Below are 24,757 nucleotides of genomic sequence, written 5' to 3'. Positions count from 1 at the left end.
CCACCGCTCTTCGGTGCTCATTAATCCGGCCACCGCAGAACCGCTTCAATCGGATTAACCAGCGGGCGAGGCAGAATAATGCTTCCGAGCCCGTCGCCGCCGCCCACTTCGCTGCCGCGTCCCTCCACAAATTCGCGCACGGTAACCGCCGCCGCCATGGCGTCAAAAAGATCCCCCGTCCCCCGTTTCCAGACCTTGGAAAAATTAATGGTTATTCTGACGGACGGATCTTCATGAAGCTGAGTGTATGCCGCCGAAGGAAACGCTTCATACGTTGCTCCGAAGGCTTCCAGGCTCTGGAAAAGGTCAAAACCCAGCTGCATCCAGGCCGGCGCATCCTTCCGCTGCGGGGTCCACTGGGGATTGGCCAGATTATGCGCCTTAATCACCACCTCGCAGTGCCGGCCGAGCCCCTTGTCTTTTTCCGTTTTTCCCCGCCACTGTTTTTTCGCGCCGTTCCAGTACCACGTCCGGGGCCCGGAAAGCGGAACGCGCGATGCATCGATGCCCAGGTGAAGAGCTGCCGTATGCCCCAGATTTTCCAGAGTCTGGAAAATTTCGCGCGGCGTTTTAAACCATCCCGAATCGACCATCGAGCCCGACGCATCGATCGCCACAAATACGCAGGGACGGCTCACCTGAACATCTATGCCTATGAATATATTTTTCATCCGGCCTTTCAGCATGACCGAAGACAGTATGCATTCAACAGCTTATGTCTTCCTGTTTATTCTGTGCTTGCCGACGACCTGATATTCCAGGCCTTGGAAAAATCTGAATTTCTCGTCTTTGATCTCGCTTAAGCACGAGAAAGGAAACCCGATCGCCAATCAGCAGGCCGGCAATCCGTCTTCGAGATAGGCGCAGCAATAGTCGGCATATTCCTTGACCACCAAATCAAATTTTGAATCTGCCGGAACCTCGAAAGATTCTCCGGCTTTAAACGTTTTCCAATCGTCGGAACCCGGTAGTTTTACATCCATCGCCCCGCCGATCATTTCCATGATTTCCGCCGCACCGGTGTCGAAAGAGTATTCTCCGGCCAGCATAAAGCCGAGCGTCTTCTTTTTTCCATCTTCAAAAATAACGGTGCGACTGGTCACTTTTCCACCGAAATAGACATTTGCTTCGCGCACGACCGTTACATTATTAAATTCTGACATACTGCATCCTTTCATTATACGCCGGGGACGCTCGCATCCCCCAATCACCGCCGGATATCAGGAAAACACCGATTCTTATTCAGCGATGCCGACCTTCTTTGAATTGCTCCGGGGCAAAAAAAAGGCGGCCCGCTCAAGGCCGCCTTTGTTCACACTACACGGAAAACTCTGTCATCTGATCGAAGTTCAGATACCGGTAGATTTCATCCGTCCGGCCTTCCAGTTTCGGGCTGACGATATCGACATATTCCTGCGGGCTCGGCAGTTCACCCTTCAGCGCCACAACAGCAGCGAGCTCAGCAGAACCGAGATAAACCTGCGCGTCTTTACCCATGCGGTTGTTAAAGTTCCGGGTGGAGGTCGAGAACACCGTCACCCCGTCCTTTACGCGCGCCTGATTGCCCATACAAAGCGAACAACCCGGAATTTCCATACGGGCGCCGGCGGCGCTGAACTTGGAATAATAGCCTTCCTTGATCAGCTGTTTTTCATCCATCTTGGTCGGCGGACAGACCCATAGCAGCACATTGGCGAATCCCTGACCGTCCAGCACCTCGCCGGCGGCACGGAAGTGGCCGATGTTGGTCATGCAGCTTCCGATGAATACATCGTCGACCTTCGCGCCCTGAACATCGGACAGTTTTTTCACGTCGTCCGGATCATTCGGACACGCAAGAATAGGCTCCTTGATTTCATTGAGATCAATTTCAATGACGGCGGCATATTCCGCATTCGCGTCAGCTTCCATCAGTTCACCGTTAGCCAGCCAGTCCTTCACATCGGCAATGCGTTTTTTCAGCGTTTCAGCATCACCGTAACCGCCCTTGATCATCTCTTCCATCAGCGTGATGTTGGAATTCAGATATTCCTCAATCGGCTCGCGGTCCAGTTTGATCGCAGCAGCGGCGGCAGAGCGTTCGGCGGCAGCGTCGGTCAGCTCGAAAGCCTGTTCGACCTTCAGCTTCGGCAGCCCTTCCATTTCGAGAATACGCCCGGCAAAGACATTCTTTTTATTCTTTTTCTCAACCGTCATCAGACCGTCCTGAATGGCCTGATAGGGAATGGCGTTTACAATGTCACGCAACGTCACGCCCGGCTGCAGCTCTCCTTTGAATCGAACCAGCACCGATTCCGGCATATCCAGCGGCATCACGCCGAGCGCGGCCGCAAAGGCGACCAGACCGGAGCCGGCCGGGAAAGAGATGCCCAGCGGGAAACGGGTATGTGAATCGCCTCCGGTTCCGACGGTGTCGGGAATCAGCAGGCGGTTGAGCCAGGAGTGAATAATCCCGTCGCCCGGACGCAGCGCAACTCCGCCGCGGTTCATGATATAATCCGGCAGCGTGGCATGCGTAATGACATCCGTCGGTTTCGGATAGGCCGCCGTATGGCAGAACGACTGCATTACGAGATCAGCATTGAATTTCAGGCAGGCCAGTTCGGTAATCTCGCCGGCGGTCATCGGGCCGGTGGTATCCTGAGATCCGACGGTGGTCATTTTCGGCAGACAGGCTGTGCCCGGCAGAATGCCGTCAACGCCGCAGGCTTTACCGACCATTTTCTGAGCAAGAGTATAACCCTGGCCCTCTTTCGGCTTCGGATTGTCCGGAACCACAAAAATACCGGATTCATCGATTGAGCTCATTCCGAGCGCTTCCCGTGCTTTTTCGGTCAGCTGTTTTCCGATAATCAGCGGAACACGACCACCGGCACGGAACTCGTCCAGAATGGTATCAGGTTTAACCGGGAAGGTCGTGAGTTCAGCGCCGTCGGCATCGGTGATCAGCCCTTTGACCGGATAAACCTTAATCACTTTTCCGGTCGTCAGCTCTGAAACGTCGGTCTGAATCGGGAAGGCTCCGGAGTCCTCCGCGGTATTGAAGAAAATCGGGGCGATGGTGCTGCCGATAATAAGGCCGCCGCGGCGTTTGTTCGGAATGCACGGAATGTCATTGCCGATGTGCCAGATCAGCGAGTTGCAGGCTGATTTTCGGGAAGATCCCGTTCCGACCACATCACCCACAAAAGTGACCGGCAGGTTGTTTTCTTCTTTCAGTTTCGCAATTTCCTGCGGGCCGTCGGGAAAGAGCGAACCGCCCATGCAGTTCGAGTGCAACGGAATATCGGCGCGGGTGAACGCAAACGACGCAGGTGAAAAATCATCGGTATTGATTTCGCCGTCGACCTTATAAATGACCGTTTCTATCTCTTCATCAATTTCCGGCAGCGAAGTGAACCACTCCCCATTCGCCCAGGATGTAATAATATCTTTCGCCACATCGTTGCCGGCATCGGCCAGCGCTTTGACGTCATCGAAACGGTTTACCGAAAGCACCATATTTTTCAGCGCCGTGGCGGCGGAAACAGCAAGTGCACCCTGCTCTTCCACCAGCTTAATAAGTCCGTCAAGGTTATAGCCGCCGACCATGGTTCCCAGCAGCTCAACTGCCCGTTCAGGGGCAATCAACGGAGTGGATTCTTCACCGTGCGCAACCTTGAAAAGAAACTCGGCTTTCACCTGGGCTGCGGGGTCAACGCCGGGATTCACGCGATCGATAATCAGCGCGACCAGCTCGTCTTCTTTCCCGGCCGGCGGATTTTTCAGCAGATCAATCACCTGCTCAGTCTGCTCTTTGCTGAGCGCAAGCGGGGGAATTCCCTCTTTTGCACGCTCTTCAACGTGGGCATAATATTCGTCAAAAAATAGGCTCATAATGCGATCATCCTTTTCTTGGTTAGAGAATGCTCGGGAAAATAAAGGTTCACTGTTGGCCTGTCAATTGCGTTGACTCCGTCAGGGATTTTGTTTTCGCAGAAATGGAAACGGTTTAATTCAACAATGAAGAGAGAAAATATTTCATTTTTACCCCGGATAAGCCGGCTGTTGACGGTCCTTTTGCTCGGTCATCAGGTGGCTTTCGGAGATCAGATCATCCTCCGCAACGGCCGCACGCTGGACTGCACGATTCTTTCGGTACAGGCCGAATACGTCGAAGTCTCTCTGGGCACCGGTACCGTAAAAATTCCGAAAAACCGACTGGAACGGCTTGTCCGCACGCCGGACAGGAAAACGGCCGACCTGTCAGAGCCGACATCCGGCAACATCCTGAGCGAACAACACGCCCCGCCCGCCCACGCCGAACTGGCGGCGGAATTTCGTCAGCTCATGAATCAGCGCAATGCGGCGCTTGATGCTCAGTATATGATGAATCTGTATGAAAGTCAGATTCAGCAGGAAAACCTCAGGGCGGAACAGCTGCTCGCAAAATTGAAACAGATGCATCTGATGATTGAATCCACGGTCAACGCCATTAAAGCCATTCAGATTCCTGCCCAGACTCCACGCACGCACCGGGAATATGATGAAAAGAATGCTCTGATGCAAAAAAAATCAGCCCTGCGAGACCGGCTCATCGAACTGAATGCCGCCATGTCCGGCCTGCAGGCGGAACGCTCTGAAACCGAAAAAAAGAACGGAGATCTACAGCAAAAAATCAATAAAACCATCGCTCCACTGCCGATTTACTTCAATGCGGTAGAGCAGTTCGGCATCCGGTATGCCGCATACCGGAAAGCGCTCAGCCCCGACTCGATCGACCAACCTGCCAGACTGCTGTTTGATAAGATCGACTATTACATGGCCCGGTTCCGCAACGAAACTTCCAGGGTGGTCATCGATTCCTGGAACGAAGATAACACCACTTTTGTCCGGGCTCTGGTCAATGGAAATACACCGGGCGTATTTATCTTTGATACCGGCGCAACTTCGATGGTGATTTCAGAACCTTTTGCCCGAAAAATCGGTCTTCAGCTCGACCACCTCCCTCTTCAGCAGGCTACCGTTGCAGACGGCCGGAAAGTCGATATGCGACCGGTGATCCTTTCCTCGGTGAAAGTCGGCGATGCGGAAGTAAAAGATATAACCGCGGCCGTACTGGGCAACGGTATAAACAGCCGGGCCGACGGTCTGCTGGGCATGAGCTTTCTCCGCCACTTCACCATCGGCATGAACGGGCGCTCCGGAAAAGTCACCCTGACCCGCTTTTCAACGGACTAACAGAAATCTTCGCCGCGGGCACTGCAGTATTCAATAATCCCCGAAATATCAGACGGATCAACGCCGCGCCAGTAGATCTGCCATTTTCCGGCATGATGATGACCGTTCGACTCTTTGTGATACCATGAGTTAAACGGATTATTTACATTCGACCGCCAGAACAGAGCATTGTGCGTTTCATGAACCTCGCGCCAGAGTTCCAGCGCCAGCCCTTCACCCCGCGCCTCTTTTCCAACGGCAAATTTAGAGAGATACAGTCCCGCCGGATGTTCCTCCAGCAGAACGGCCCCGCGATAATCCTGCTCAATATAGGCATGTGCCACATTATCCAGAAAATCCGTCCCCGCGAGTTTTTTACCGAATGCCGTTTCGAGCAGCTCCAGCAACCGCCCGCGGTCGGCATCTTCCAACCCCTGGAAATGCAGGATTTCCGACCCCTTTCGAAACAGCGTACCCGCCCCTTTGACCGTAAAAATCTCCTCCAGCAGATTAATCGGCGAAGTGATTGAAAGATGAACCCCCGGGCGCGTCTCCAGCAGTTTTTTCCCAAGTGCCGGATAATCAAAGGGAAGCGCTTCCAGAGCCTGGAAATTTTCCTTGTGGGTGTAGACATAAGGCACCAGTTCGCCGGCGGTATTTTTCAGCCCCCCCGCGGCACGGATAAAGTGAACCCGCTGCGCCGTTTCGGGCAGCAGCTGCAGCAGCGCCTCTTCCAGGCTCTGTCCTGCCGCCACCAGTACCGGCACGCGTTCCTGAGCACGGGCATGTTCAATAAACGAAGCTGTCGTGCCTTTTTCCAGGGTCTGGAAAATAAAAATCGGCTCCTTCGCCAGCGTCTGCTGCATCGTCATCGCCTCATCCCCCGCCAGCAGAATGGCGGGAACCAGTTCGAGCCGCAGCAGAAAATGGAGATCAAAAGCCAGCACTTCCGCACCGGCTTCAATACTGCCCGCATCCGGACACAGCAGCGCAAAACAGTCGGTTGGCCCGGACTGGAACTTGTTGAGATAGAACTCATACTCATCCCGCCGGCCGATGCTGTCCAGAAACAGCCGTATGGTTTTATTCAAAGCGATCATTGTCTCGATTAGCATCGAAACGGTTGCAAAGTTCAAGGGTTAAACCGTTCAAAACGGTTTCCTTTCAACCCTGAAACCCGACTACCCCAGTTTCTTCTTCGTCTCTTTAACAAGACGTTTGAGCTTGCCGCCCATGGCCACTTTCTTGACATGCGACATCCGGTCAACGAGCAGAACGCCGTCAAGGTGGTCCAGCTCATGCTGAATCGCCCGGGAAAGCAGCCCTTTGGCATGAATCCGCTGCGGCAGGCCATCGAGATCAATGTATTCCGCGTCGACTTCATACCAGCGCTCGACGTTGGCAAAAATGTCCGGGAAACTCAGACAGCCCTCCGGCCCCACCTGCACCGTTTCAGAATGGCCGACAATTTTCGGATTAATGAAAACCAGCGGCATTTCAATTCCGGGATTCTCCCGCTCGCCATCTTCGCCGACATCGCCGTCCGGCGGAATATCCACCACAAACATACGTTCCGTCCGGCCAACCTGTTCAGCGGCCAGGCCAACGCCCTGTTCAGCATACATCGTCTCCAGCATCTCTTTCGCCAGCGCACGGATATCGTCATTAACCATCATCACTTCAACGGCCTTCTGACGCAGAATCGGATTTCCATAGGTACAAATCGGTAAGCTCATAGGCGCTAGGTTTTCCGTGAGAAGTCCGCTATTGTCAATCGAATTTAGAAAACACAACTACCTATGTTAAACGAGATCCTTTTTGTCGCCTTTAATGCCCGCTACGCCCATACGGCCTTCGGAGCACGTTATCTGCTTGCCAATATGGGCGATCTGAAACCCCGTTCCGAACTCCTTGAATTTGATCTTCAGGTGCAGCCCCGCATCGCCGTCGAAAAGATCCTCGCACACGACCCGGAAATCATCGGCATCGGCTGCTACATCTGGAACATCGACCTCGTCACCAAAGTCGCCGCCCTGCTCAAAGCCATCCGCCCGGACATCCAACTCATTCTCGGCGGCCCCGAAATTTCCTACGAAACCGAACAGCAGGAAATTTTCCGGTATGCAGATCACGTCATCTGCGGCGAGGGCGAAATCGAACTCCCGAAACTCTGTCGCGAACTGCTAGGCAGACAGGCGGCCAGCCCGCCCCGTAATGAAATCATACAGGCTGAACCTGTGGATGTTTCAAAGATTGAACTGCCTTACGATCTCTATTCCGATGAAGACATCAAACACCGGGCCATCTATGTGGAAGCCTCGCGCGGTTGTCCGTTTCAATGCGAATACTGCATGTCGTCGCTCGATCCCTGTGTCCGCTATTTCCCCGAAGAAAAACTGTTTTCAGCCTTCGGCAAACTGCTCGACCGTGGAGCGCTGAATTTTAAATTTGTCGACCGCTCGTTCAACATCGATATCCGCTTTGCCCTCAAAGTCCTCGATTTTTTCAAGACCCGCTATCAGCCCGGCATGATGCTGCACTTTGAAATCATTCCCTCCCACCTGCCGGATGAACTCATGGACGCCGTCAAAGACTGCCCGCCCGGCATGCTCCAGTTTGAAATCGGCATCCAGACCTTTAATGAAGCGGTTGCCCATCGAATCCAGCGCCCGCTCGATATCGAAAAAATAGAAAACAACATGCGCCGCCTGCGTACCGAAACCGGCGTGCATATTCATTCCGACCTCATTGCCGGACTGCCCGGCGAAGATCTCGAAAGTTTCGAACACGGGTTCAGCCGCCTGCTCGCTCTGAACCCGCAGGAAATCCAGCTCGGCATTCTCAAACGGCTCCGCGGAGCACCGATTGACCGCCATTCCAAAGACTGGAATATGGTCTACAGCCCCCACGCCCCCTACGACATCCTCAGCACCCGTTCGGTTTCCTTCAAAAACATGCAGCGCCTCAACCGCTTCGCCCGCTACTGGAACCTCGTCGTCAACAACGGACAGTTTATCGAAACGGCTCCCCTCCTCTGGACGGCAGGCAGGCGGGCCGCCTGCGATACAGCCCCGAATGCACCGCAGTCCTCCGCCCAGCCCGAAACCCCCGTACCGCAGGCGGCCCGCCTGCTGCCGTCAAACGGGAACTCCCCTTTCGCCGACTTCATGCATTTTTCCGACTGGCTTTACGCCAAAACAAATACCACCGGGAATCTGCATGTTATCCGGCTGGCCAAACTGCTGCTGGAATTTTTAACACAGGAAAAAGGTCTTGCTGAAAAAGATGTGGCCGAGGCGCTGTGGAACGACTACCAGCGCGGAAATCGTCCCGACGTCCCCGGATTCCTGAAAAAATTCGGATTTGAAAAACGTGACACAACCGAAGTAAAACCGTTTATTGCCATGGCGCGGCAGCGCCGGCATTTGAAAGAATAATTTATGAAAGAAAAAAACAAAAACTGCGGCGGACAACTCAACCTGCTGGTTCCGGCCGAACACGCGGAACGGATCTGTGAATGGGTGCGCGATGCCCTCGGCAAAGAACCGATCGAAGTCAGCCACCCCCATGCAGAACGGGCCCAGATTGAAATCTATTTTGACTCGCTGGTCGAAGCCCAGCTGGTGCAGAAAGCCCTCCCGGCCGACCTGATCATCGAGCACGCTGAAGCCAAGGAATACAAAGAGCAGGACTGGACCACCTTCTGGCAGCACCACTTCAAGATTATGGAACTGGGTCGGAACCTGCGCATCGTCCCCGAATGGGAACCGGTGCCGGAAGATGACAAAATCAACATCATCATCAATCCCGGTCTCAGCTTTGGAACCGGCGGACATTTCACCACCAAATTCTGCCTCGAAGCGCTGGAGGCATCGCTCCAATCTATGGAAATCAACACCATGATCGATGCCGGCACCGGCAGCGGCATTCTCTCCATCGCCGCAGTCAAGCTGGGTATTCCCGACATCGTCGCTTTCGATTACGATCCCGTCTGCGTCGACCAGTGCAACCTCAATGCGGCACGCAACGGCGTGGAGGGAAAAATCCACTTTTTCCAGGCGGATGTTCTGCAGCCCGGCTGGAACGCCAAACCGGCCGACCTCATCTGCGCCAACATTTTAACCTCGGTGCTGCTGGAGGCCGCACCTCTCCTGAAACGCGCGGCCAACAAACGCCTCCTGCTCAGCGGCATCCGCGAGATCGAGGCCGACGCCGTGGCCGGCACCTTTATGGAACTCGGTTGCAAAGAGGTTTCGCGCGATGGCGACGGCAAATGGTGCGGGATGATCATTGATGTCTGAAAAAACGACGCGAAAGCGGTCGCTGAATCCGGCGAGCGCCATTGATTTCATTGCCCTCGGACTCGTCGCGGCAACGGTCTTCGGCTTTCTCGGCCGGCTCCATTGGTTTCTCGATCTTTTTTCGCATTTCCGGGTGCAATATATGCAGCTGTGTCTTCCAATCATTGGAATCTATCTCTGGAAACGGATGAATAAAAAAGGCGCGGCGATGATTCTGCTCGCCGCCATTAATTATGCGCTGGTTCTGCCCTTGTATTTCGGGAAACCCGATGCACCAACCAAAGAGCCGATCCGCGCGATGCTCATGAATATCAATGCACTCAACGGAAATACCGATGAGGTGCTGAGCGCCATTCATGATGCGGATCCGGACATTCTACTGCTTGAAGAGGTCACGCCCAAATGGGACAACGAACTCCGGACACTGAATGACGCCTATCCCCACCACATCGAGCAGCCGCGCGATGACTGCTTCGGCATTAAACTGTTCAGCAAACTGCCGCTTTCAAAAAGTGAAATTAAATCGATCAGCGAACGCGATGTTCCGACCATCCTCACCACGATCCACACCCCGCAGGGCGAAATTTCCTTTATCGGCACCCATCCACTTCCACCTATTGGAAAAGCCTATTCAGAATCCCGCAACCTTCAGCTCCGGGCTCTGCCGGATCTTGTTAAAAATCAGCCTCATCCTGTTTTATTGATCGGCGACCTGAACACCTCGCCCTGGTCGCCGCATTTCCAAAGACTGGAAAAAGAGAGCGGGCTGAAAAACAGCATGAAAGGATTCGGCTTTCAACCCAGCTGGCCGGCCGACCGATTCTTCCTTAAAATCCCGATTGATCACGTGCTGTATTCTGAAGAAATCACGATTCACAACCGTATGACCGGAAAACGCATCGGATCCGATCATCTGCCGATTATCGTAGATTTTACATTCGCTCAATAAAATCCACCGCCATCCACTTCGAGCAGATCTGCGGGGATTTCTGAAATAAACCGCGAGGGGTCGAGGAAAATCATGCCGCCGTCGCGCTGACGGCGCACCATCGGTGAGCAGATGTAGAGTTCATCCTCGGCGCGGGTGACCGCAACGTAGAAAAGCCGCCGCTCTTCGGCATCGCCGTTTTCCTCCACGGACTTCTTGGACGGAAACATATCCTCGTTGACGAACAGGATAAACACGACTTTCCATTCCAGCCCTTTAGCCTGATGCACGGTGCTCAAGCGGATCGCATCGCGCTGCTCCTCTTCGGCCGGAGCGTTCCCGCCCTCGGCATCCATATTGGTGAGCAGCGCAATTTCCTGAAGAAACAGCTCGGTGGAATCAAACTTCACGGTGAAATCGATCAGCCCGTCAATATCCTCCTGCCGGAATTTATGGTTATCAAAATTTTCAACCATGTATTCTTTGTAGAATGCTTTGACGAAACGGAAGATGATTTCCCCGGGATCGTTGACCAGATTTTCCTCGCGGTAGGCCACGAAAATATCCTGTATTTTTTCCCAGTCCGCTTTGGCCGCGGCGGGCAGTGCCGCCAGCACTTCCGCACAGGCTTCCGGACGTTGCAGATTTATGCGCCCGCCAAGTTTTTTGAAAATTTTCGATGCCGTCTTTGCTCCAACCTTCGGAAAAAGCTGAACAAGGCGCGAAAACGCCAGCTCGTTGGCCGGATTGACCAGCAGCTGGAGTGTGGAACAGACGTCTTTAATGTGTGCTTTTTCGAAGAAGCGCACACCGGAGGTCAGGGAATAGGCCATTCCCGCACGGTTCAGTTCCATTTCCAGTTCCATCGCATGGAAATGCGAGCGATAGAGCACACACATATCGGAGAGTGCAATCCCCTTCCGCCGCAGTTCGTTTGCTTTTTCAATCACATAACGGGCCTGTACCGATCCGTCGCGTACCTTGGCCAATTTCGGCAGCACATCGCTTTCACGAACCGCCTTCAGCTCTTTCTGGAACTGCTCCGGATTCCCGGCAATCACTTCGTTGGCCACATCCAGAATTTCCGGCGTCGAGCGGTAGTTGGTCTGCAATTTAAAGGTCTGCGTGCCGGGATAGGTCTTTTCAAACTCCAGGAAGTTGCGGAAGTCGGCACCGCGCCAGGAATAGATGCTTTGGAAATCATCGCCGACCACCATGAGATTCCCATGCGTCTGTACCAGCAGATGAACCAGCTCGGCCTGAATGGCATTCGTATCCTGATACTCGTCGACCAGCACGTATTTAAATTCTTCCTGATAGTGGTGCCGGATATCTTCATGTTCCAGTAGCAACTTATGGGCATAGATCAGCAGGTCATCGAAATCCATGGCATTGGATGCCTTTTTTTTCTGCTGATACAGATTGTGTGCTTTAATGACATCATCGGCCTCGACGTCGGAATATTCGAACTCCTCGTCAATCGCCGCATTAAGATCTCCCATGCGGCCGCTCACCACGCCGAATAAGCTCAACAGCACTTCCGGTTTCGGAAAATGTTTTTTAGACACGCCGATATCATCAATACACGTACGCATCAGCTTTTTGGCATCATCCGAATCCAGAATCGTAAAATCGCGGCCGAATCCGATGCGGTTGGCACCGGCCCGCAGAACCCGGTTGGCAAAAGAGTGAAAGGTTCCGCTGTCATAACTGCCGAACTGATTTCCGACCAATTGGTGGGTGCGTTCCAGCATTTCCCGCGCGGCTTTATTCGTGAACGTCAACAACAGTACATGATCGGGATGAACCCGTTTCTGTGTGGCGAGGTAGGCCAGACGGTAAATCAGCGTGCGTGTTTTTCCGGTACCGGCGGCGGCAATCACCAACGTAGGACCATCCGGTGCCTGGACGGCGGCGAGCTGCTCTTCATTCAGTTCATTTTCAAAATCAATTTCGGCTGCCAGCTCCACAAAGTTCCGCTTGTGGCGCACCGGCGGTTTCCAATCGGATTCTGCTTCCTTTATTTTTTCAGGCGGAGTTTCCGGCTGCGAAAAACTGTGCCATGAGCGGCCTTTGCCGGAGGTGATGAATTTCGTGAACCGGGCGCGCGTGACGCCCCGCTTTCCCGGGATCAGGCTTTCCGGTTCAAGCACGAGCACGGGAATCTTTTTTTCAGTATAATCTGCGGCCAGCCCGGTACTCCCGGGATCCACAATAACAATCTGTTCATCGTGATAGCTGGTACAGAGAAAAGCGACCTGGCCTTTTCCAAAATCACCAAGCTCCGTGACGGCCTTGAATGAAACGGGCTTCGGTTCCTGCACCTCGATCGCTGCACCGTCATAGGTCCCGGTCTGCCCGGGAAGATAGACAATTCCGTTGGTCATCAAATGTTTTTTTAAGAGGTCGTATACTTCTTTTGAGGTCCCGCCCCCATTACTTTGTGCTGCATCTGAAATCATGCGCGAGAATCTGCCAGAATGTCGGCATCGCTTAAAGCCCCGTTAGCCATGAATAGAGCACTCACACAAAACCACGGACCGGATTTGTTAACCGAAACGTGTTTCTCACAACAGCACGGTCATATTTTGCATCTCTGAATCTCAGGGAGAAAATCAATCTTCCCTATCCGTGAATTTTTTTATGGTGATGGCATCGAGCGTTTCGTCGAGCGAGACATCGAGTACTTCGAGCATTTCATCCGCCGCGAAATCTTCGGCCAGCCCGAGCTCGGACGGCGAGGCACCGTCGTGGATCAGAAGATCATAGATTTTTTTTGCCGTCACGTGCTCCGGGGCGTGCAGCAGGACATATTCCGTACCGTCCTCCGGCCCGACGCGGCCGAGCAGATCGGCTTTGGCGAGCACTTCAACCACCTCATTCATCAGGCGGACCGGAATATTATTGGCCCGGGCAAATACAGCGGTATTCAGTGCCCGGTCATCGCTCAGAAAAATGCGGACGGCTTCTTTCATGGCGGAAAATGCGACCCAGAGTTTGGCCACCATGCTGGCACGGACCGCCGCCTGCTCCTCGGCATAGGTATCGCGGTTCTGCACCGCGAAGGCCAGTTCCGCCCCGAACAGCAGAATGGTCCAGCTCATCTGCAGCCAGAACAGGAAAATCGGGAAATAAGCAAACGTACCGTAAATTTTGCTCAGCCGCGTCACTCCAATACCCAGCTTGACCATGAAAATCTGCAGGATCAGCGCCAGCAACGAACTGGTAAACCCGCCGATCAGCGCCGCGCGGAAACTCACCCGGGTATTCGGGATAAACATGAACACCATAATGAACGCCAGCGTCATCATCAGTACCGGTGCCAGCTGCAGCACGGTTTTAATGACCGGCCCGAGCCATACATAGTGGTCCGAAAATGCGGATAACTGGATGGAAATAAAGTTGGCGGTAATCATCAATACCGGCGTAATGATCAGTACCGAAAGATAATTCCGGATTTTATCCACCACCGCGCGCGAGGATTGTACGCCCCAGATCTGGTTGATCGATTCCTCGATTTCACTCAGCAGTTTGAAAATGATGTAGATGAAAATCACGCCGCCGAGTGTACCCAACGCCCCCATATCGGTTTTTTCCACCAGCTCAATAAGCTGGTAGACAAACTCCTGGATCTGAGGCATTTCAGCCGACTGATCCATCATCCATTCCTTGGCCGTGGTGAACCCGATGGCACTGGAAATGGAAAAGATGATTACGAGGAATGGAATCAGCGCCATCAGCGTGGCAAAGGTCAATGCCGAAGCATGCAGTTTACAGCGGTTGGTTTTGGTCCCCCGGAAAACCAGATGCATGACGCGCAGGGTTTCAATTCCGAAAGCCCGCATCCGCGAATGATGTTCCTGATTAATCCGCCAAAGGTCGTACTGAAGAAAGTGCAGAAACTTCTTCCACTGTTCTATAAACGTTCCGGCCATCCGTCAGCACTCCTGCGTTTGATCAACTCCGGAACTTTACGTGGGTTTCCCGGGGTTGGGAAGCGGGAAAAGCATCCCAGATGCATAGACTTTGGGCCTCACAGTCATCCAACTTATATACAGCAACACCGTCTTTTTTTAATAGCTTAGCGTAAAACCGGTGTAGAAACCGCTACGTAGATCAACCACACCCTGATCCCAGATCCAGCGGTATCCGGCACGGACCTGAAAGTAGCGGGCTCCTAAACTGGCCGACAAATCGTAATCGCGAATAAAAATTTCATCCCAACGATAAAATGCTGGCCGGAATTCAATACCACCCCATTCTACAGGATAATATTTGAGCCCAAACGTGAATGCCCCCGAAGTCGTATCCTCCAGATCACCGCCATACGTAGCTACACCCGCACCAATATTTGCTTCAAAAGAGCCTGGTAAAAAATCCGGTCGACACCCTCCATATCGCAATAACCCATAATACTGACGATGGTCCAAAGAAACACCTTCCCGGTCGCTATATCGAGTCATCCTAGCCTGTAAAGCAACAAATCTGTATCCTACTTCAACTCGACCATCATGGGCATCCGATTCTTCCGCCCATTGAAAGTTGTAGTCGAACCGTACATATGGAACCGTTGCCTGCCCTACCTCATGATGTGGAAAAAGAGATCGAGGCTCATCGCTCCAAACATTCTGTTCGCTATTCATAGAGGTTAAAGGGTCATCATTCCTATAAGCAAAGGGTGCCATAACCAGCCAGCCCCAGAAATCAGACATAAAACCGCCTGATGAAGCATTACTGGCAGTAGGATAAGTTCCGGAACCGAACGCTACATGTGCAATATCATCATTATCAGAATAAACTTTCTTCCCTGCATCCTTTGCTTTTTTGGCCTTGGAGCGTTCCTTTATTTCCTGTTCTCGCTCTTTAAAACCACCCACAGCGGAGCACGCCAGCGAAACCGCCAGCATGCCCAGACATAAACGTTTTAATTTCAGTTGCACGTTATCCCTGCAGAACCGCTCCGTTGCTGGCATTGGTCGCCATTTTGGCATAACGCGCAAGCCATCCGGTGGTGAAGCGCGGTTCCGGCTCCTTCCAGTTCTTACGACGTTCCGCAAGCTCCTCTTCGGACAATGCGACGGATAACCGGTTATTCGGAATATCGATTTCAATGATATCGCCTTCGTTCAGCAGACCGATCGGGCCGCCTTCCGCCGCTTCCGGGGAAATATGACCGATGCACGCACCGTGCGTTCCGCCGCTGAACCTGCCGTCGGTAATCAGTGCCACACTGTCACCGAGTCCCTGCCCCATAATGTAAGAGGTCGGTGCCAGCATTTCCTGCATACCCGGTCCGCCCTTCGGGCCTTCATAGCGGATGACCACCACGTCGCCGGCTTTAACCTTGCCTTCCAGAATGCCTTCACACGCATCTTCCTGCGATTCAAAGATGACCGCCGGGCCGGTATGCACCAGCATTTTCGGATCTACGCCGGCTTTTTTCACTACGCAGCCGCCTTCCGCCAGGTTACCCCAGAGAATAGAGAGGCCGCCGGTTTCGGAATAGGCGTTTTCAACCTTACGAATACACTCAAGATCCTTGCTTTCCGCTCCGGCAATATTTTCGCCCAGCGTTTTACCCGTCACCGTCGGGCAGTCGAGATTCAGCAATCCTTCTTTCTTTGCTGTTTCCGCCAGAATCGCACTGATGCCGCCGGCGGCATGCACATCTTCAATATGATAGTGCGAAGACGGCGAAACCTTGCAGATGTTCGGGCATTTTTTGGAAACGGTATTGATGCGGTCCAGATCGTATTCCACCCCGGCTTCTTTCGCAATGGCCAGCGTATGCAGCACGGTGTTGGTGCTGCCGCCCATCGCCATATCCAGCGCAAAGGCATTGTCGAGCGATTCCTGCGTCACGATCTCTCGCGGCAGCGGGCCATCGGCGCGGGCCATTTCCACGGCGCGTTTCGCGGCATCTTTCCAGAGCTGATGCCGCGCCGGATCCAGAGCAAGAATGGTACCGTTGCCCGGCAGCGCCAGACCGATCGCTTCGCACAGACAGTTCATCGAGTTGGCCGTAAACATCCCGGAGCAGGAGCCCTGACTCGGGCAGCCTTTGCATTCGATCTCTTCCAGTTCTTCGTCGGAAATGGAGCCCTGTTTATGCTCAGCCACCGCTTCAAAAACACTGATCAGGTCAACGACCCGACCATCTTTTGTTTTTCCGGCTTTCATCGGACCGCCGGATGCGAAGATCGTCGGAATATTCACACGCATCGCGCCCATGATCATGCCCGGAACGATTTTATCGCAGTTCGGAATGCAGATCATTGCATCGAACGCATGGGCACCGACCATGGTTTCCACGGCATCGGCAATCAGCTCCCGGCTCGGCAGCGAATATTTCATGCCCGCGTGCCCCATCGCAATGCCGTCGCAGACGCCGATCATATTGAATTCAATCGGGGTGCCGCCGGCCTCACGCACAGCATCCTTAATAATTTTTCCGACCTGATCGAGATGAGCGTGGCCCGGAATCACCTCGTTGAAAGCATTACAAACCGCAATAAACGGTTTTTTAATATCCTCGGATGACATCCCCGTAGCACGCATAAGCGCACGGTGCGGAGCCCGTTCTAATCCCTTTTTTGTTCTATCACTGCGCATTTTACCTGGTCCTTTCTTAAAGCGTTGAATGGTGGGCAATAGTACCAGAGCCGTCTTTTAAGTAAACCCCGGCCTAAAAAAGAAAAGCCGCCCCGAACCGGAGCGGCTTTTCCAAAATCTTGAAATCAAACCTTAAAACTTGATGGCCAGAACACCGGCGACGTGTGCACCGCTGCCTGAAAACGTAACATCGTCGGTCCCGATCCAACCGCCGTCATATTCCTGCTCGTGCGAGAACCCTTCATAACCCACTTCAAGACCCAGCTCTACATTTTCTCCGAGCAGAACAAAAACACCGGCTTTCAGTCCGAAAAGTCCGTAACCGCCGGTACCATCATCATATCCTGTCGTTTCATTTTCGGCTATTCCCAAGCCCAGATACGGTCCGGCCTCGATAACCACCTGCTCACCGACTTTTGCAGCGAGTCCACCCTGCAGCAGCAGTCCGAATGTTGTTAAATCAACGTCAGCAGCCCCATCTGAAAGAGCATGACTTCCGATAAATATCCCGCCACCCAGCATACCGCCAATCGCAGGATTATTCTTACTCCAGAACCGGTGAACATAAAGAATCTCTACACGTGCACCGCCATCGTCATCTACAGAATAGGTTCCCGTCGAATCCTCAACCTCATCAATGCCCGGTGCAGAACCCAGAGAAATACGAATAGAGTTTGCTTTGTCCTTGGTTTTATTGGCTTCATTAATTTCATCAGCAGCCAAAACACTGCCACTTACAGCAACTGTAATCCCTAATATAAGTAAACGTTTTAATGCCACAAAGGCCTCCTTTAGTTAAGCTGACTTAAATGTTAAGCAACATAACAGCTTTCGAAAAAAGAAATCAAAGACTTTGCGCCAAAAATTCCAGCCGGGAACGTACTTCGGCACCTAATGCGGGCATCTCAACCGCCGCGATGGCAGAGCGATAATCTTCGATATTTTTGGCCCCCATGCAAATCGTATGAGCACCGGGCTGGTCGAGAATCCATTTAATGGCGGCCTGCGCCATGGTCATCCCTTCGGGGAGACACTCGGCAAGAACGGCAAATTTCGAATAGTCTTCGTCCGCACACCAATTGGACCGATTGTCATCGGAAGCGAATTTCGGTTTTTTCTGAAAATATTTTCCGCTCAACCGCCCCTGTGCCATCACCCCGCGCAACTGGGTGCCAAGCTGATTTTCCCGTGCAATTTTCCAGGCTTCGGAAGCCGGATCGAGCAAACTGACCGGAAACTGCACCACCTCGACATTCCCGGCCTTAACCATCGTTTCCAGCAGTTGAAAATCGCCGGTCGAAATCCCGTACGCCCGGATTTTTCCATCACCCTGCGCCTTTTCCAGAATTTCGCGGCCGGCCTCGAGATCTTCAACATCCGGTGCGCAGTGATAGAGATAAACATCGATATAATCGGTGCCCAGCCGCTTCAGCGACCCTTCCAGACTCGGCAGAATGGTCGGCGGCGACGAATCGTCAATCCGCATTCCGCCCTCGCCTACACGATAGCCGAATTTGGTGGAAATCACCCATTGGTCTCGCCGTCCCTTCAAGGCTTCACCCACGCGCCGCTCGGATTCCCCGGCACTGTACTGCTCCGCCGTGTCGATAGCATTGATACCGAGGTCCCCCAGCTCATGGATCATGCGGATCACATTTTCTTTCCCGGGGTCCGGATGCCCGTCCGGCTTGCCGTCAAAAAACAGCGGTCCGCCCAGCTGCCAGGCACCGATGGTTAAAGCCGAAACCTCTATTCCCGTCTTTCCAAGCTGATTATATTTCATGAGTTTACCAAACCGTATTAACAGATCCGCCATCGACAGCAATCGTCTGGCCGGTGATGTAGCTGGACGCATCGGAGAGCAGAAAGGCACCGAGCTTTCCGAATTCCTCAATCGTGCCGTAACGGCCCAGCGGAATTCCCGCTTCATTAGCGGCTTTAACCTCATCGACCGGACGCTTCAGGTTTTCCGCATTCATACTGTCTAAAGACTGCACACGGTCAGTATCGATGCGCCCGGGCATCAGATTGTTGACCCGGATATTTTCCGGAGCGAGCTGTTTCGACAGGCTCTTGGCCAGACTGGTCACGCCGGAGCGCATAACATTGGACAGCAACAGAAAATCAATCGGCTCTTTCACGGAAACAGAGGTGATGGTGAGAATCGACCCACCGCCCGCCTGACGCATCAGCGGCAATACCTGCCGAATCATCCGGACCGAACTCATCAGCGTAAGATTAAACGCCTTTTCCCAGTCGGCATCGTCAAAATCATCAAATTTACCCGCCGGCGGCCCGCCGGCATTCACCACCAGCGCATCCACGCCGCCAAAGGCATCCGTTGTATTCTCCACCCACCGGGAAATCGAATTCGGATCAGCTGCATCAAGCACATTCGGCAGCACCTCGGCTTCGGTTTCCTCAATCAATACGTCAGCAGCGTCAAATACTTCCGCTTCTGTACGCGCACCGATGGAAACCAGAGCGCCTGCTTTAACCAGTTCGCGGGCAATGCCGAAACCCAGCCCTTTACTTGAAGCGGCAACCATCGCCACTTTTCCATGTAATCCCAGATCCATAATCATCTCCTTATCAATAACCAAACGCCCATTAGAACCCCGGCATCCGCCACCGCATGCGTCAACACCGGCAACAGATATCCGCCGAACCGCTCCGCCGCCCAGCGCCAGAAAAACGAGCTCCCGACCAATATACCGAACACCATAAACAGCCAAGGCCAGTAAACCAGCTCATACAACACGAATACATGATATCCCGCAAAAGCAAAATCCTGCCAGCACAGCCTCTCCGCCCCTTCCGGTCCGATACCCCGCCAGTGAAGCTCTTCCAGCATCGGATGTACGACCGAAAACCAGGGGATCAGCAGCATCCACGCAGCTCCGGTAAGACCGTATTCCGCCATCCATTCCACCAGCGCATGTTCCGATATCCGTAAAAACGGCCACATAAAATAAACCACCGGCGCGGCCAGCGCACATACGATCATCGCCGGAATCAGCAGGGGCGAACAGCCCCGGCCGATCTTTTTCCAATCTCCGGAAGATTTTCTTATACACAGAAATAACAGCATACCGGCGTGATAAAACAGCATAGCCGCCCATGCGCTGCTGAGCACATGCATCCCCAGCAGCACAGCCAGATACGGAATCAGAGCGGGAACGATTTTCATGACGCAACCTATATTGCATTTTCAAGGTTGCGCCAATGAAACAACTTGGACAAAGTGACCCGATGGACGACACATGGATTCAACAGCAACTCGACATTTTCGCGAAACAGGGACTCGAACGCCGCGCCCGCGTTTTCCCTCAGGCCGGGGGACTCATCCGCATTGACGGAACAGAAATGCTCAATTTTTCGAGCAACGACTATCTCGACCTCGCCCGCCACCCGCATGTTACCGACCGCGCCCGTCAGGCCCTCGACGAATTCGGAAGCGGGACCACCGCTTCGCGGCTGGTTTCGGGCACGCTGCCCATTCACGAAGAACTTGAAAACCGGCTCGCCAAAGAAAAAGGCTATGAATCCGCCCTCGTCTTCGGCTCCGGCTACATGGCCAACGCCGGCACTATTCCCGTTCTCGCCGGTCGCGACGACCTGATTTTTGCAGACAAACTCGTACACGCCTCAATGATCGACGCCTGTAAACTCTCCGGCGCCAAACTTGTCCGCTGGACCCATAACGAGGTCCAGGCTCTGGAAAAACGACTGGAACAATATGAAAGTTCCAAGGGTCGGAAACTCATTATCACGGAATCCGTTTTCAGCATGGATGGCGATATCGCGCCGCTGAAAGAGATCGCCGCGCTGGCGGAAAAACACGGGGCGATGCTGATGATCGACGAAGCCCACAGCACCGGCACGTTCGGTCCCAACGGCGCCGGACTGGTTCGGGAGCTGGGCCTTGAAAACGCCGTCACGGTTTCCATGGGCACCATGAGCAAAGCCATGGCCGGTTTCGGCGGCTACGTGGCCTGCTCTTCCAACCTTCGGAAACTGCTGGTTCATTCCTCCCGCGCCTTTATCTATACCACCGCCCCGCCGCCGGCGGTCATCGGCGCGGCGCTCGGAGCCCTCGAAGTATTTGAAGCTTCTCCAAGGCTTGGAAATATTCTGCAGGCGAATGCCGACTATTTCCGGTCGCTATTGCACGACGCCGGACTGGACACGCTCGACAGCCGAAGCCAGATTATTCCGGTGATCATCGGCGATAACGAAAAAGCACTCGCTGTTTCGCAAAAGCTGCGCGAGGAAAATATCATCTGCGCCGCCATCCGGCCCCCCACCGTTCCGACGGGCACCGCGCGGCTGCGGATTTCAATTACCCTGGCGCACCTGGTCGACGACCTCGAACGCGCCGCCAAAGCCATCATAAAAACCATCAAGGGCTAATTCTGACTGGATTAACAGGATCTACAGGATGGAATCTGAAAAACTCACAGAGCAGATTATCGGATGTGCTTTCAAGGTGCATAAGAAACTGGGATATGGTTTTTTAGAATCCGTTAATCCTGTCTAAGCATATGAAAACCGTTATCGTCATTTCAGGTTGGGCCCACGGGCTGGATGCCATCCGGCCGATCGGCAATGCGCTGCGCGATCAGTTTGAAGTTGAGCTGATGACGGGAACGCAGGTTTTGAAAAACCGCAAAATTCCGGATACGGACGTTATTGTGACGGGTTCGATGGGCGGACTGCTGGCTATGGAGCTGTTGCCGGAAACCTGTAAAAAACTGGTCCTCATTTCTTCCACGGCCAAATTCTGCGCGGCGGAAGATTATCCCTGCGGTACGCACGAAAAAATTCTGAAGCGGATGATTGTGCAGCTGAAACGTAAGCCGGAAGCCGTACTGAGCGAGTTCTTCAGAAATGTGCACCATCCCTATGAATTTCACACCTTCGAAGGTGTGAACGAACCGCTTGAAGACCTGGTCGCCGGACTGGAATATCTACAGAAATCGGATGTGCGGGAAAAAGTTCCAACCCTTGGAATTCCGGTACAGCTTTTCCATGGATCACAGGACCGGATCATTCCGCCGGGGGCCGCGCAGTGGCTGGCGGATCATCTGCCGAACAGCGATTTAACGGTCTATGAAGACGGCCACGGTCTGGCGGCGCATCATTTTCAGGATATGATGACCGGTATTCGGGAATTTCTTTTGCCGTAATCCGCGATTAAAAACTCGATTGCTCAGCGGATATCGCCTATTCAGGCCAATGACCTAAAAGGATATCCTATGAACGAACCTCTTAGACTGGGCTGGCGGGAGTGGTGTGCACTCCCGGACCTGGGCATTCCGGCCATTAAAGCCAAGGTAGACACAGGGGCCAAAACCTCCTGCCTGCATACGTTCTGTATTGAGCCGTATTATGAAAACGGCATTTATTTTGTGCGCTTCAACGTCCACCCGCTTCAGAAAAATGACACGGTCATCGTGGAATGCACAGCCCCGGTGAAGGATGAGCGGGAGGTCAGCGATTCCGGCGGGCATAAAGAGATGCGCTATATCATTGAAACCCGGATGCGAATTGGCGATAAGGAGCGGTTGATTGAAATGTCGCTGACGAACCGGGACTCCATGCGCTTCCGCATGCTGCTCGGCCGCCGTGCCATGGCAGAAAACACCCTCGTCGACCCGGCGGCTTCCTATCTCAACGGAAAGCTCGAGGCCCGGTCTTTGTATGACCTGGCCTGAACCTGGAGAACCCTATGAAAATTGCCCTGCTGTCACGAAACCCGAAACTCTATTCCACCCGACGACTCAAAGAGGCGGCCGAGGACCGGGGCCACGAAGTTCAGATTATCGATGTCCTGCGCGCCTACATGAATATCGCCTCGCACCACCCCACCATTCACTATAAAGGGGAACCGCTCACGGGCTTTGATGCCGTGATCCCGCGTATCGGAGCATCCGTCACCTTTTACGGGGCCGCCGTACTGCGTCAGTTTGAAATGATGGGCGTTTATCCGCTGAACGAGTCTGTGGCGATTACCCGGTCGCGCGATAAACTCCGCTCACTGCAGCTGCTTTCCCGCAAAGGCATCGGCCTGCCGGTTACAGGATTTGCCAGCAAACCCGATGATATTAAAGACATGATCAAAATGGTCGGCGGCGCACCGCTGGTGGTCAAACTGCTGGAAGGCACGCAGGGTATCGGCGTGGTTCTGGCTGAAACCCAGAAGGCGGCGGAAAGCGTGATTGAAGGTTTTATGGGCGTGAAAGCCAATATTCTGGTGCAGGAATATATCAAGGAATCCGAAGGGGCGGATATCCGCTGTTTTGTAATCGGCGGAAAAGTGGTGGCTTCCATGCAGCGCAAGGCCGCGCCCGGAGAATTCCGCTCCAACCTGCATCGCGGCGGCAGTTCGTCGCTGATAAAAATCACACCGGAGGAGCGTTCGACCGCCGTTCGCGCCGCAAAAATTATGGGCCTCAACGTCGCCGGCGTTGATCTGCTGCGTTCCAACCACGGCCCGGTGGTGATGGAAGTGAATTCCAGCCCGGGACTGGAAGGCATCGAAAATGCCACCGGTAAAGATATTGCCGGGATGGTCATTGAATACATCGAGAAAAACGGCAAAGCCGGAAAAACGCAAACCAGAGGAAAGGGGTAGTCCATGCAGGCGGCCATCACCCTGGGCAACCGACGGATTGAAGGCGGAACGGAAGCCTCCATTCAGCTTCCGCTGCCGGAATTCTACACCAACACGCCGGCATCGATGACCATTCAGGTCATCCATGGAAAAGAAGCCGGGCCGTGTATGATGGTGACGTCCTGTCTGCACGGCGATGAGATTAACGGCATCGAAATCATCCGTCGCCTGCTTGGTCAGAAAGCGCTCAGGCGGCTCAAGGGCACACTGATTCTCGTGCCGGTGGTGAATGTATTCGGTCTGGTTGCCCGTTCGCGGTATCTGCCGGACCGGCGCGACCTCAACCGCTCGTTTCCCGGATCGCCGAAAGGCTCCATGGCCGGCCGGCTCGCCCATGTTATCATGTCGGAACTTTTTCCGCATTGCACCCATATCATTGACCTGCACACGGGGGCCATCGACCGCGAAAATCTGCCCCAGATCCGGGCAACGCTCAACGGCGATGCCACCCTCATGGAACTGGCGAAGGCATTCAATGCTCCGGTCATTCTCGATGCTCCGCTCCGCGACGGCACTTTCCGGAAGGCGGCCCACAGCCGCGGTATTCCCACGCTGGTTTATGAAGCCGGCGAAGCGCTCCGTTTCGATGAAATTTCGATCCGTGCCGGGGTCGCCGGCATTCTGAACGTACTCAGCAGTCTCGGTATGATCCGCAAACGGACCGCACGCAAAGACCACCCGCCGCTGCTCGCCAAGAGCTCCTCGTGGGTCCGGGCGCCGCAGAGCGGGATTGCCCGTTCTGTGATTGCGCTCGGTGAACGGGTAAAAACCGGCGATAAACTGGCCTACATCAGCGGTCCGCTCGGCGAACTGGAGGAAGTGGTGAAAAGTACCGTCTCCGGAATTGTGATCGGCCGCACCCGGCTGCCGTTGGTGCATGAAGGCGAAGCCATTTTCCATATTGCAACGTTTGCGCGCCCGGCGGCCGCGGCGGAATCCATTGAAAATTTCCAGGATGCCTTCGACCCGGAAACGGATACCGTGGAAAGCGAAGAACCGCCCCTGATCAGCTGACCCGCTTCCATGAAGAACCGGGCGGAC

The 24,757-nt window shown here is 53.8% G+C and carries 23 protein-coding genes; 10 read left to right on the top strand and 13 right to left on the bottom strand.

Going from position 1 to position 24,757, the window contains the following annotated elements; all coding sequences use genetic code 11:
* Positions 1-20: 20 nt before the first annotated feature.
* The 3 genes from P9H32_RS05535 to acnB form a co-directional block, all read right to left on the bottom strand.
* Complete coding sequence (locus tag P9H32_RS05535; protein ID WP_322607885.1) at positions 21-671, bottom strand: hypothetical protein; 651 nt, start codon at positions 669-671, stop codon at positions 21-23.
* A gap of 159 nt (positions 672-830) precedes the next feature.
* Positions 831-1,163: a pyrimidine/purine nucleoside phosphorylase gene (ppnP, locus tag P9H32_RS05530; protein WP_322607884.1), complete on the bottom strand. Its 333-nt coding sequence runs from the start codon at positions 1,161-1,163 to the stop codon at positions 831-833.
* A 154-nt stretch (positions 1,164-1,317) separates the two neighbouring features.
* Complete coding sequence (gene acnB, locus P9H32_RS05525) at positions 1,318-3,876, bottom strand: bifunctional aconitate hydratase 2/2-methylisocitrate dehydratase (RefSeq protein WP_322607883.1); 2,559 nt, start codon at positions 3,874-3,876, stop codon at positions 1,318-1,320.
* Positions 3,877-4,047: 171 nt separating this feature from the next.
* Here acnB and P9H32_RS05520 point away from each other — a divergent pair, with 171 nt between their 5' ends.
* Positions 4,048-5,220, top strand: a complete 1,173-nt coding sequence (locus P9H32_RS05520; protein WP_322607882.1) for a retropepsin-like aspartic protease — start codon at positions 4,048-4,050, stop codon at positions 5,218-5,220.
* Here the strand turns inward: P9H32_RS05520 and P9H32_RS05515 are convergent.
* Positions 5,217-6,314, bottom strand: coding sequence for a hypothetical protein (locus tag P9H32_RS05515; protein ID WP_322607881.1), 1,098 nt, complete (start codon positions 6,312-6,314; stop codon positions 5,217-5,219). The two genes, P9H32_RS05520 and P9H32_RS05515, sit on opposite strands and share 4 nt — an antisense overlap.
* Before the next feature lie 66 nt (positions 6,315-6,380).
* Positions 6,381-6,935, bottom strand: a complete 555-nt coding sequence (gene def / locus P9H32_RS05510; protein WP_130596301.1) for a peptide deformylase — start codon at positions 6,933-6,935, stop codon at positions 6,381-6,383.
* Positions 6,936-6,998: 63 nt separating this feature from the next.
* Between def and P9H32_RS05505 the strand changes: the two genes are divergently transcribed.
* The 3 genes from P9H32_RS05505 to P9H32_RS05495 are packed head-to-tail and all read left to right on the top strand — an operon-like array spanning position 6,999 to position 10,449.
* Positions 6,999-8,636, top strand: a complete 1,638-nt coding sequence (locus P9H32_RS05505; RefSeq protein WP_322607880.1) for a B12-binding domain-containing radical SAM protein — start codon at positions 6,999-7,001, stop codon at positions 8,634-8,636.
* 3 nt (positions 8,637-8,639) lie between these two features.
* Positions 8,640-9,500, top strand: a complete 861-nt coding sequence (locus tag P9H32_RS05500) for a 50S ribosomal protein L11 methyltransferase (RefSeq protein WP_322607879.1) — start codon at positions 8,640-8,642, stop codon at positions 9,498-9,500.
* Positions 9,493-10,449 carry an endonuclease/exonuclease/phosphatase family protein gene (locus P9H32_RS05495; protein WP_322607878.1) on the top strand — a complete coding sequence of 319 codons (957 nt, stop codon included), beginning with the start codon at positions 9,493-9,495 and terminating at the stop codon, positions 10,447-10,449. Before P9H32_RS05500 ends, P9H32_RS05495 begins: the two co-directional genes overlap by 8 nt.
* On the opposite strand, the gene P9H32_RS05490 is transcribed toward P9H32_RS05495, so the two are convergent.
* From P9H32_RS05490 to P9H32_RS05455, 8 genes are all read right to left on the bottom strand, one after another.
* Entirely contained in the window at positions 10,443-12,890 is a 2,448-nt protein-coding gene (locus P9H32_RS05490) for an ATP-dependent helicase (RefSeq protein ID WP_322607877.1), read from the bottom strand. The two genes, P9H32_RS05495 and P9H32_RS05490, sit on opposite strands and share 7 nt — an antisense overlap.
* Positions 12,891-13,043: 153 nt before the next feature.
* Positions 13,044-14,363 (bottom strand): YihY/virulence factor BrkB family protein, encoded by a 1,320-nt coding sequence (locus P9H32_RS05485; RefSeq protein WP_322607876.1) that lies wholly within the window; start codon positions 14,361-14,363, stop codon positions 13,044-13,046.
* Positions 14,364-14,501: 138 nt separating this feature from the next.
* A complete protein-coding gene (locus P9H32_RS05480) occupies positions 14,502-15,368 on the bottom strand; it encodes a hypothetical protein (protein WP_322607875.1) in 867 nt (288 codons plus the stop codon).
* A 1-nt stretch (position 15,369) separates the two neighbouring features.
* Positions 15,370-17,040, bottom strand: coding sequence for a dihydroxy-acid dehydratase (ilvD, locus tag P9H32_RS05475; protein ID WP_322607874.1), 1,671 nt, complete (start codon positions 17,038-17,040; stop codon positions 15,370-15,372).
* A 132-nt stretch (positions 17,041-17,172) separates the two neighbouring features.
* Positions 17,173-17,820: a hypothetical protein gene (locus P9H32_RS05470; RefSeq protein WP_322607873.1), complete on the bottom strand. Its 648-nt coding sequence runs from the start codon at positions 17,818-17,820 to the stop codon at positions 17,173-17,175.
* Between the two features lie 64 nt (positions 17,821-17,884).
* On the bottom strand, positions 17,885-18,823 hold the full coding sequence (locus tag P9H32_RS05465) for an aldo/keto reductase (protein WP_322607872.1): 939 nt from the start codon (positions 18,821-18,823) through the stop codon (positions 17,885-17,887).
* A 4-nt stretch (positions 18,824-18,827) separates the two neighbouring features.
* Complete coding sequence (locus tag P9H32_RS05460; protein WP_322607871.1) at positions 18,828-19,619, bottom strand: SDR family oxidoreductase; 792 nt, start codon at positions 19,617-19,619, stop codon at positions 18,828-18,830.
* Positions 19,620-19,621: 2 nt separating this feature from the next.
* Complete coding sequence (locus P9H32_RS05455; RefSeq protein ID WP_322607870.1) at positions 19,622-20,230, bottom strand: CPBP family glutamic-type intramembrane protease; 609 nt, start codon at positions 20,228-20,230, stop codon at positions 19,622-19,624.
* Positions 20,231-20,265: 35 nt separating this feature from the next.
* Between P9H32_RS05455 and bioF the strand changes: the two genes are divergently transcribed.
* From bioF to P9H32_RS05430, 6 genes are all read left to right on the top strand, one after another.
* Positions 20,266-21,453, top strand: coding sequence for an 8-amino-7-oxononanoate synthase (bioF, locus tag P9H32_RS05450; RefSeq protein WP_322607869.1), 1,188 nt, complete (start codon positions 20,266-20,268; stop codon positions 21,451-21,453).
* 28 nt (positions 21,454-21,481) lie between these two features.
* Positions 21,482-21,580, top strand: a complete 99-nt coding sequence (locus P9H32_RS18100) for a GxxExxY protein (RefSeq protein WP_348534459.1) — start codon at positions 21,482-21,484, stop codon at positions 21,578-21,580.
* Between the two features lie 4 nt (positions 21,581-21,584).
* On the top strand, positions 21,585-22,229 hold the full coding sequence (locus P9H32_RS05445; protein ID WP_322607868.1) for an alpha/beta fold hydrolase: 645 nt from the start codon (positions 21,585-21,587) through the stop codon (positions 22,227-22,229).
* A 69-nt stretch (positions 22,230-22,298) separates the two neighbouring features.
* Positions 22,299-22,757, top strand: coding sequence for an ATP-dependent zinc protease family protein (locus tag P9H32_RS05440; protein WP_322607867.1), 459 nt, complete (start codon positions 22,299-22,301; stop codon positions 22,755-22,757).
* A gap of 14 nt (positions 22,758-22,771) precedes the next feature.
* Positions 22,772-23,677 (top strand): 30S ribosomal protein S6--L-glutamate ligase, encoded by a 906-nt coding sequence (rimK, locus tag P9H32_RS05435; RefSeq protein ID WP_322607866.1) that lies wholly within the window; start codon positions 22,772-22,774, stop codon positions 23,675-23,677.
* Positions 23,678-23,680: 3 nt separating this feature from the next.
* On the top strand, positions 23,681-24,730 hold the full coding sequence (locus tag P9H32_RS05430; RefSeq protein WP_322607865.1) for a succinylglutamate desuccinylase/aspartoacylase family protein: 1,050 nt from the start codon (positions 23,681-23,683) through the stop codon (positions 24,728-24,730).
* Positions 24,731-24,757: the final 27 nt, after the last annotated feature.

Origin of the sequence: Pontiella agarivorans (assembly GCF_034531395.1) — a bacterium.
Taxonomy (GTDB): Bacteria; Verrucomicrobiota; Kiritimatiellia; order Kiritimatiellales; family Pontiellaceae; genus Pontiella; species Pontiella agarivorans.
The sequence above is the reverse complement of the archived record's forward strand: the minus strand, read 5'-3'. Positions and strand labels throughout refer to the sequence as shown.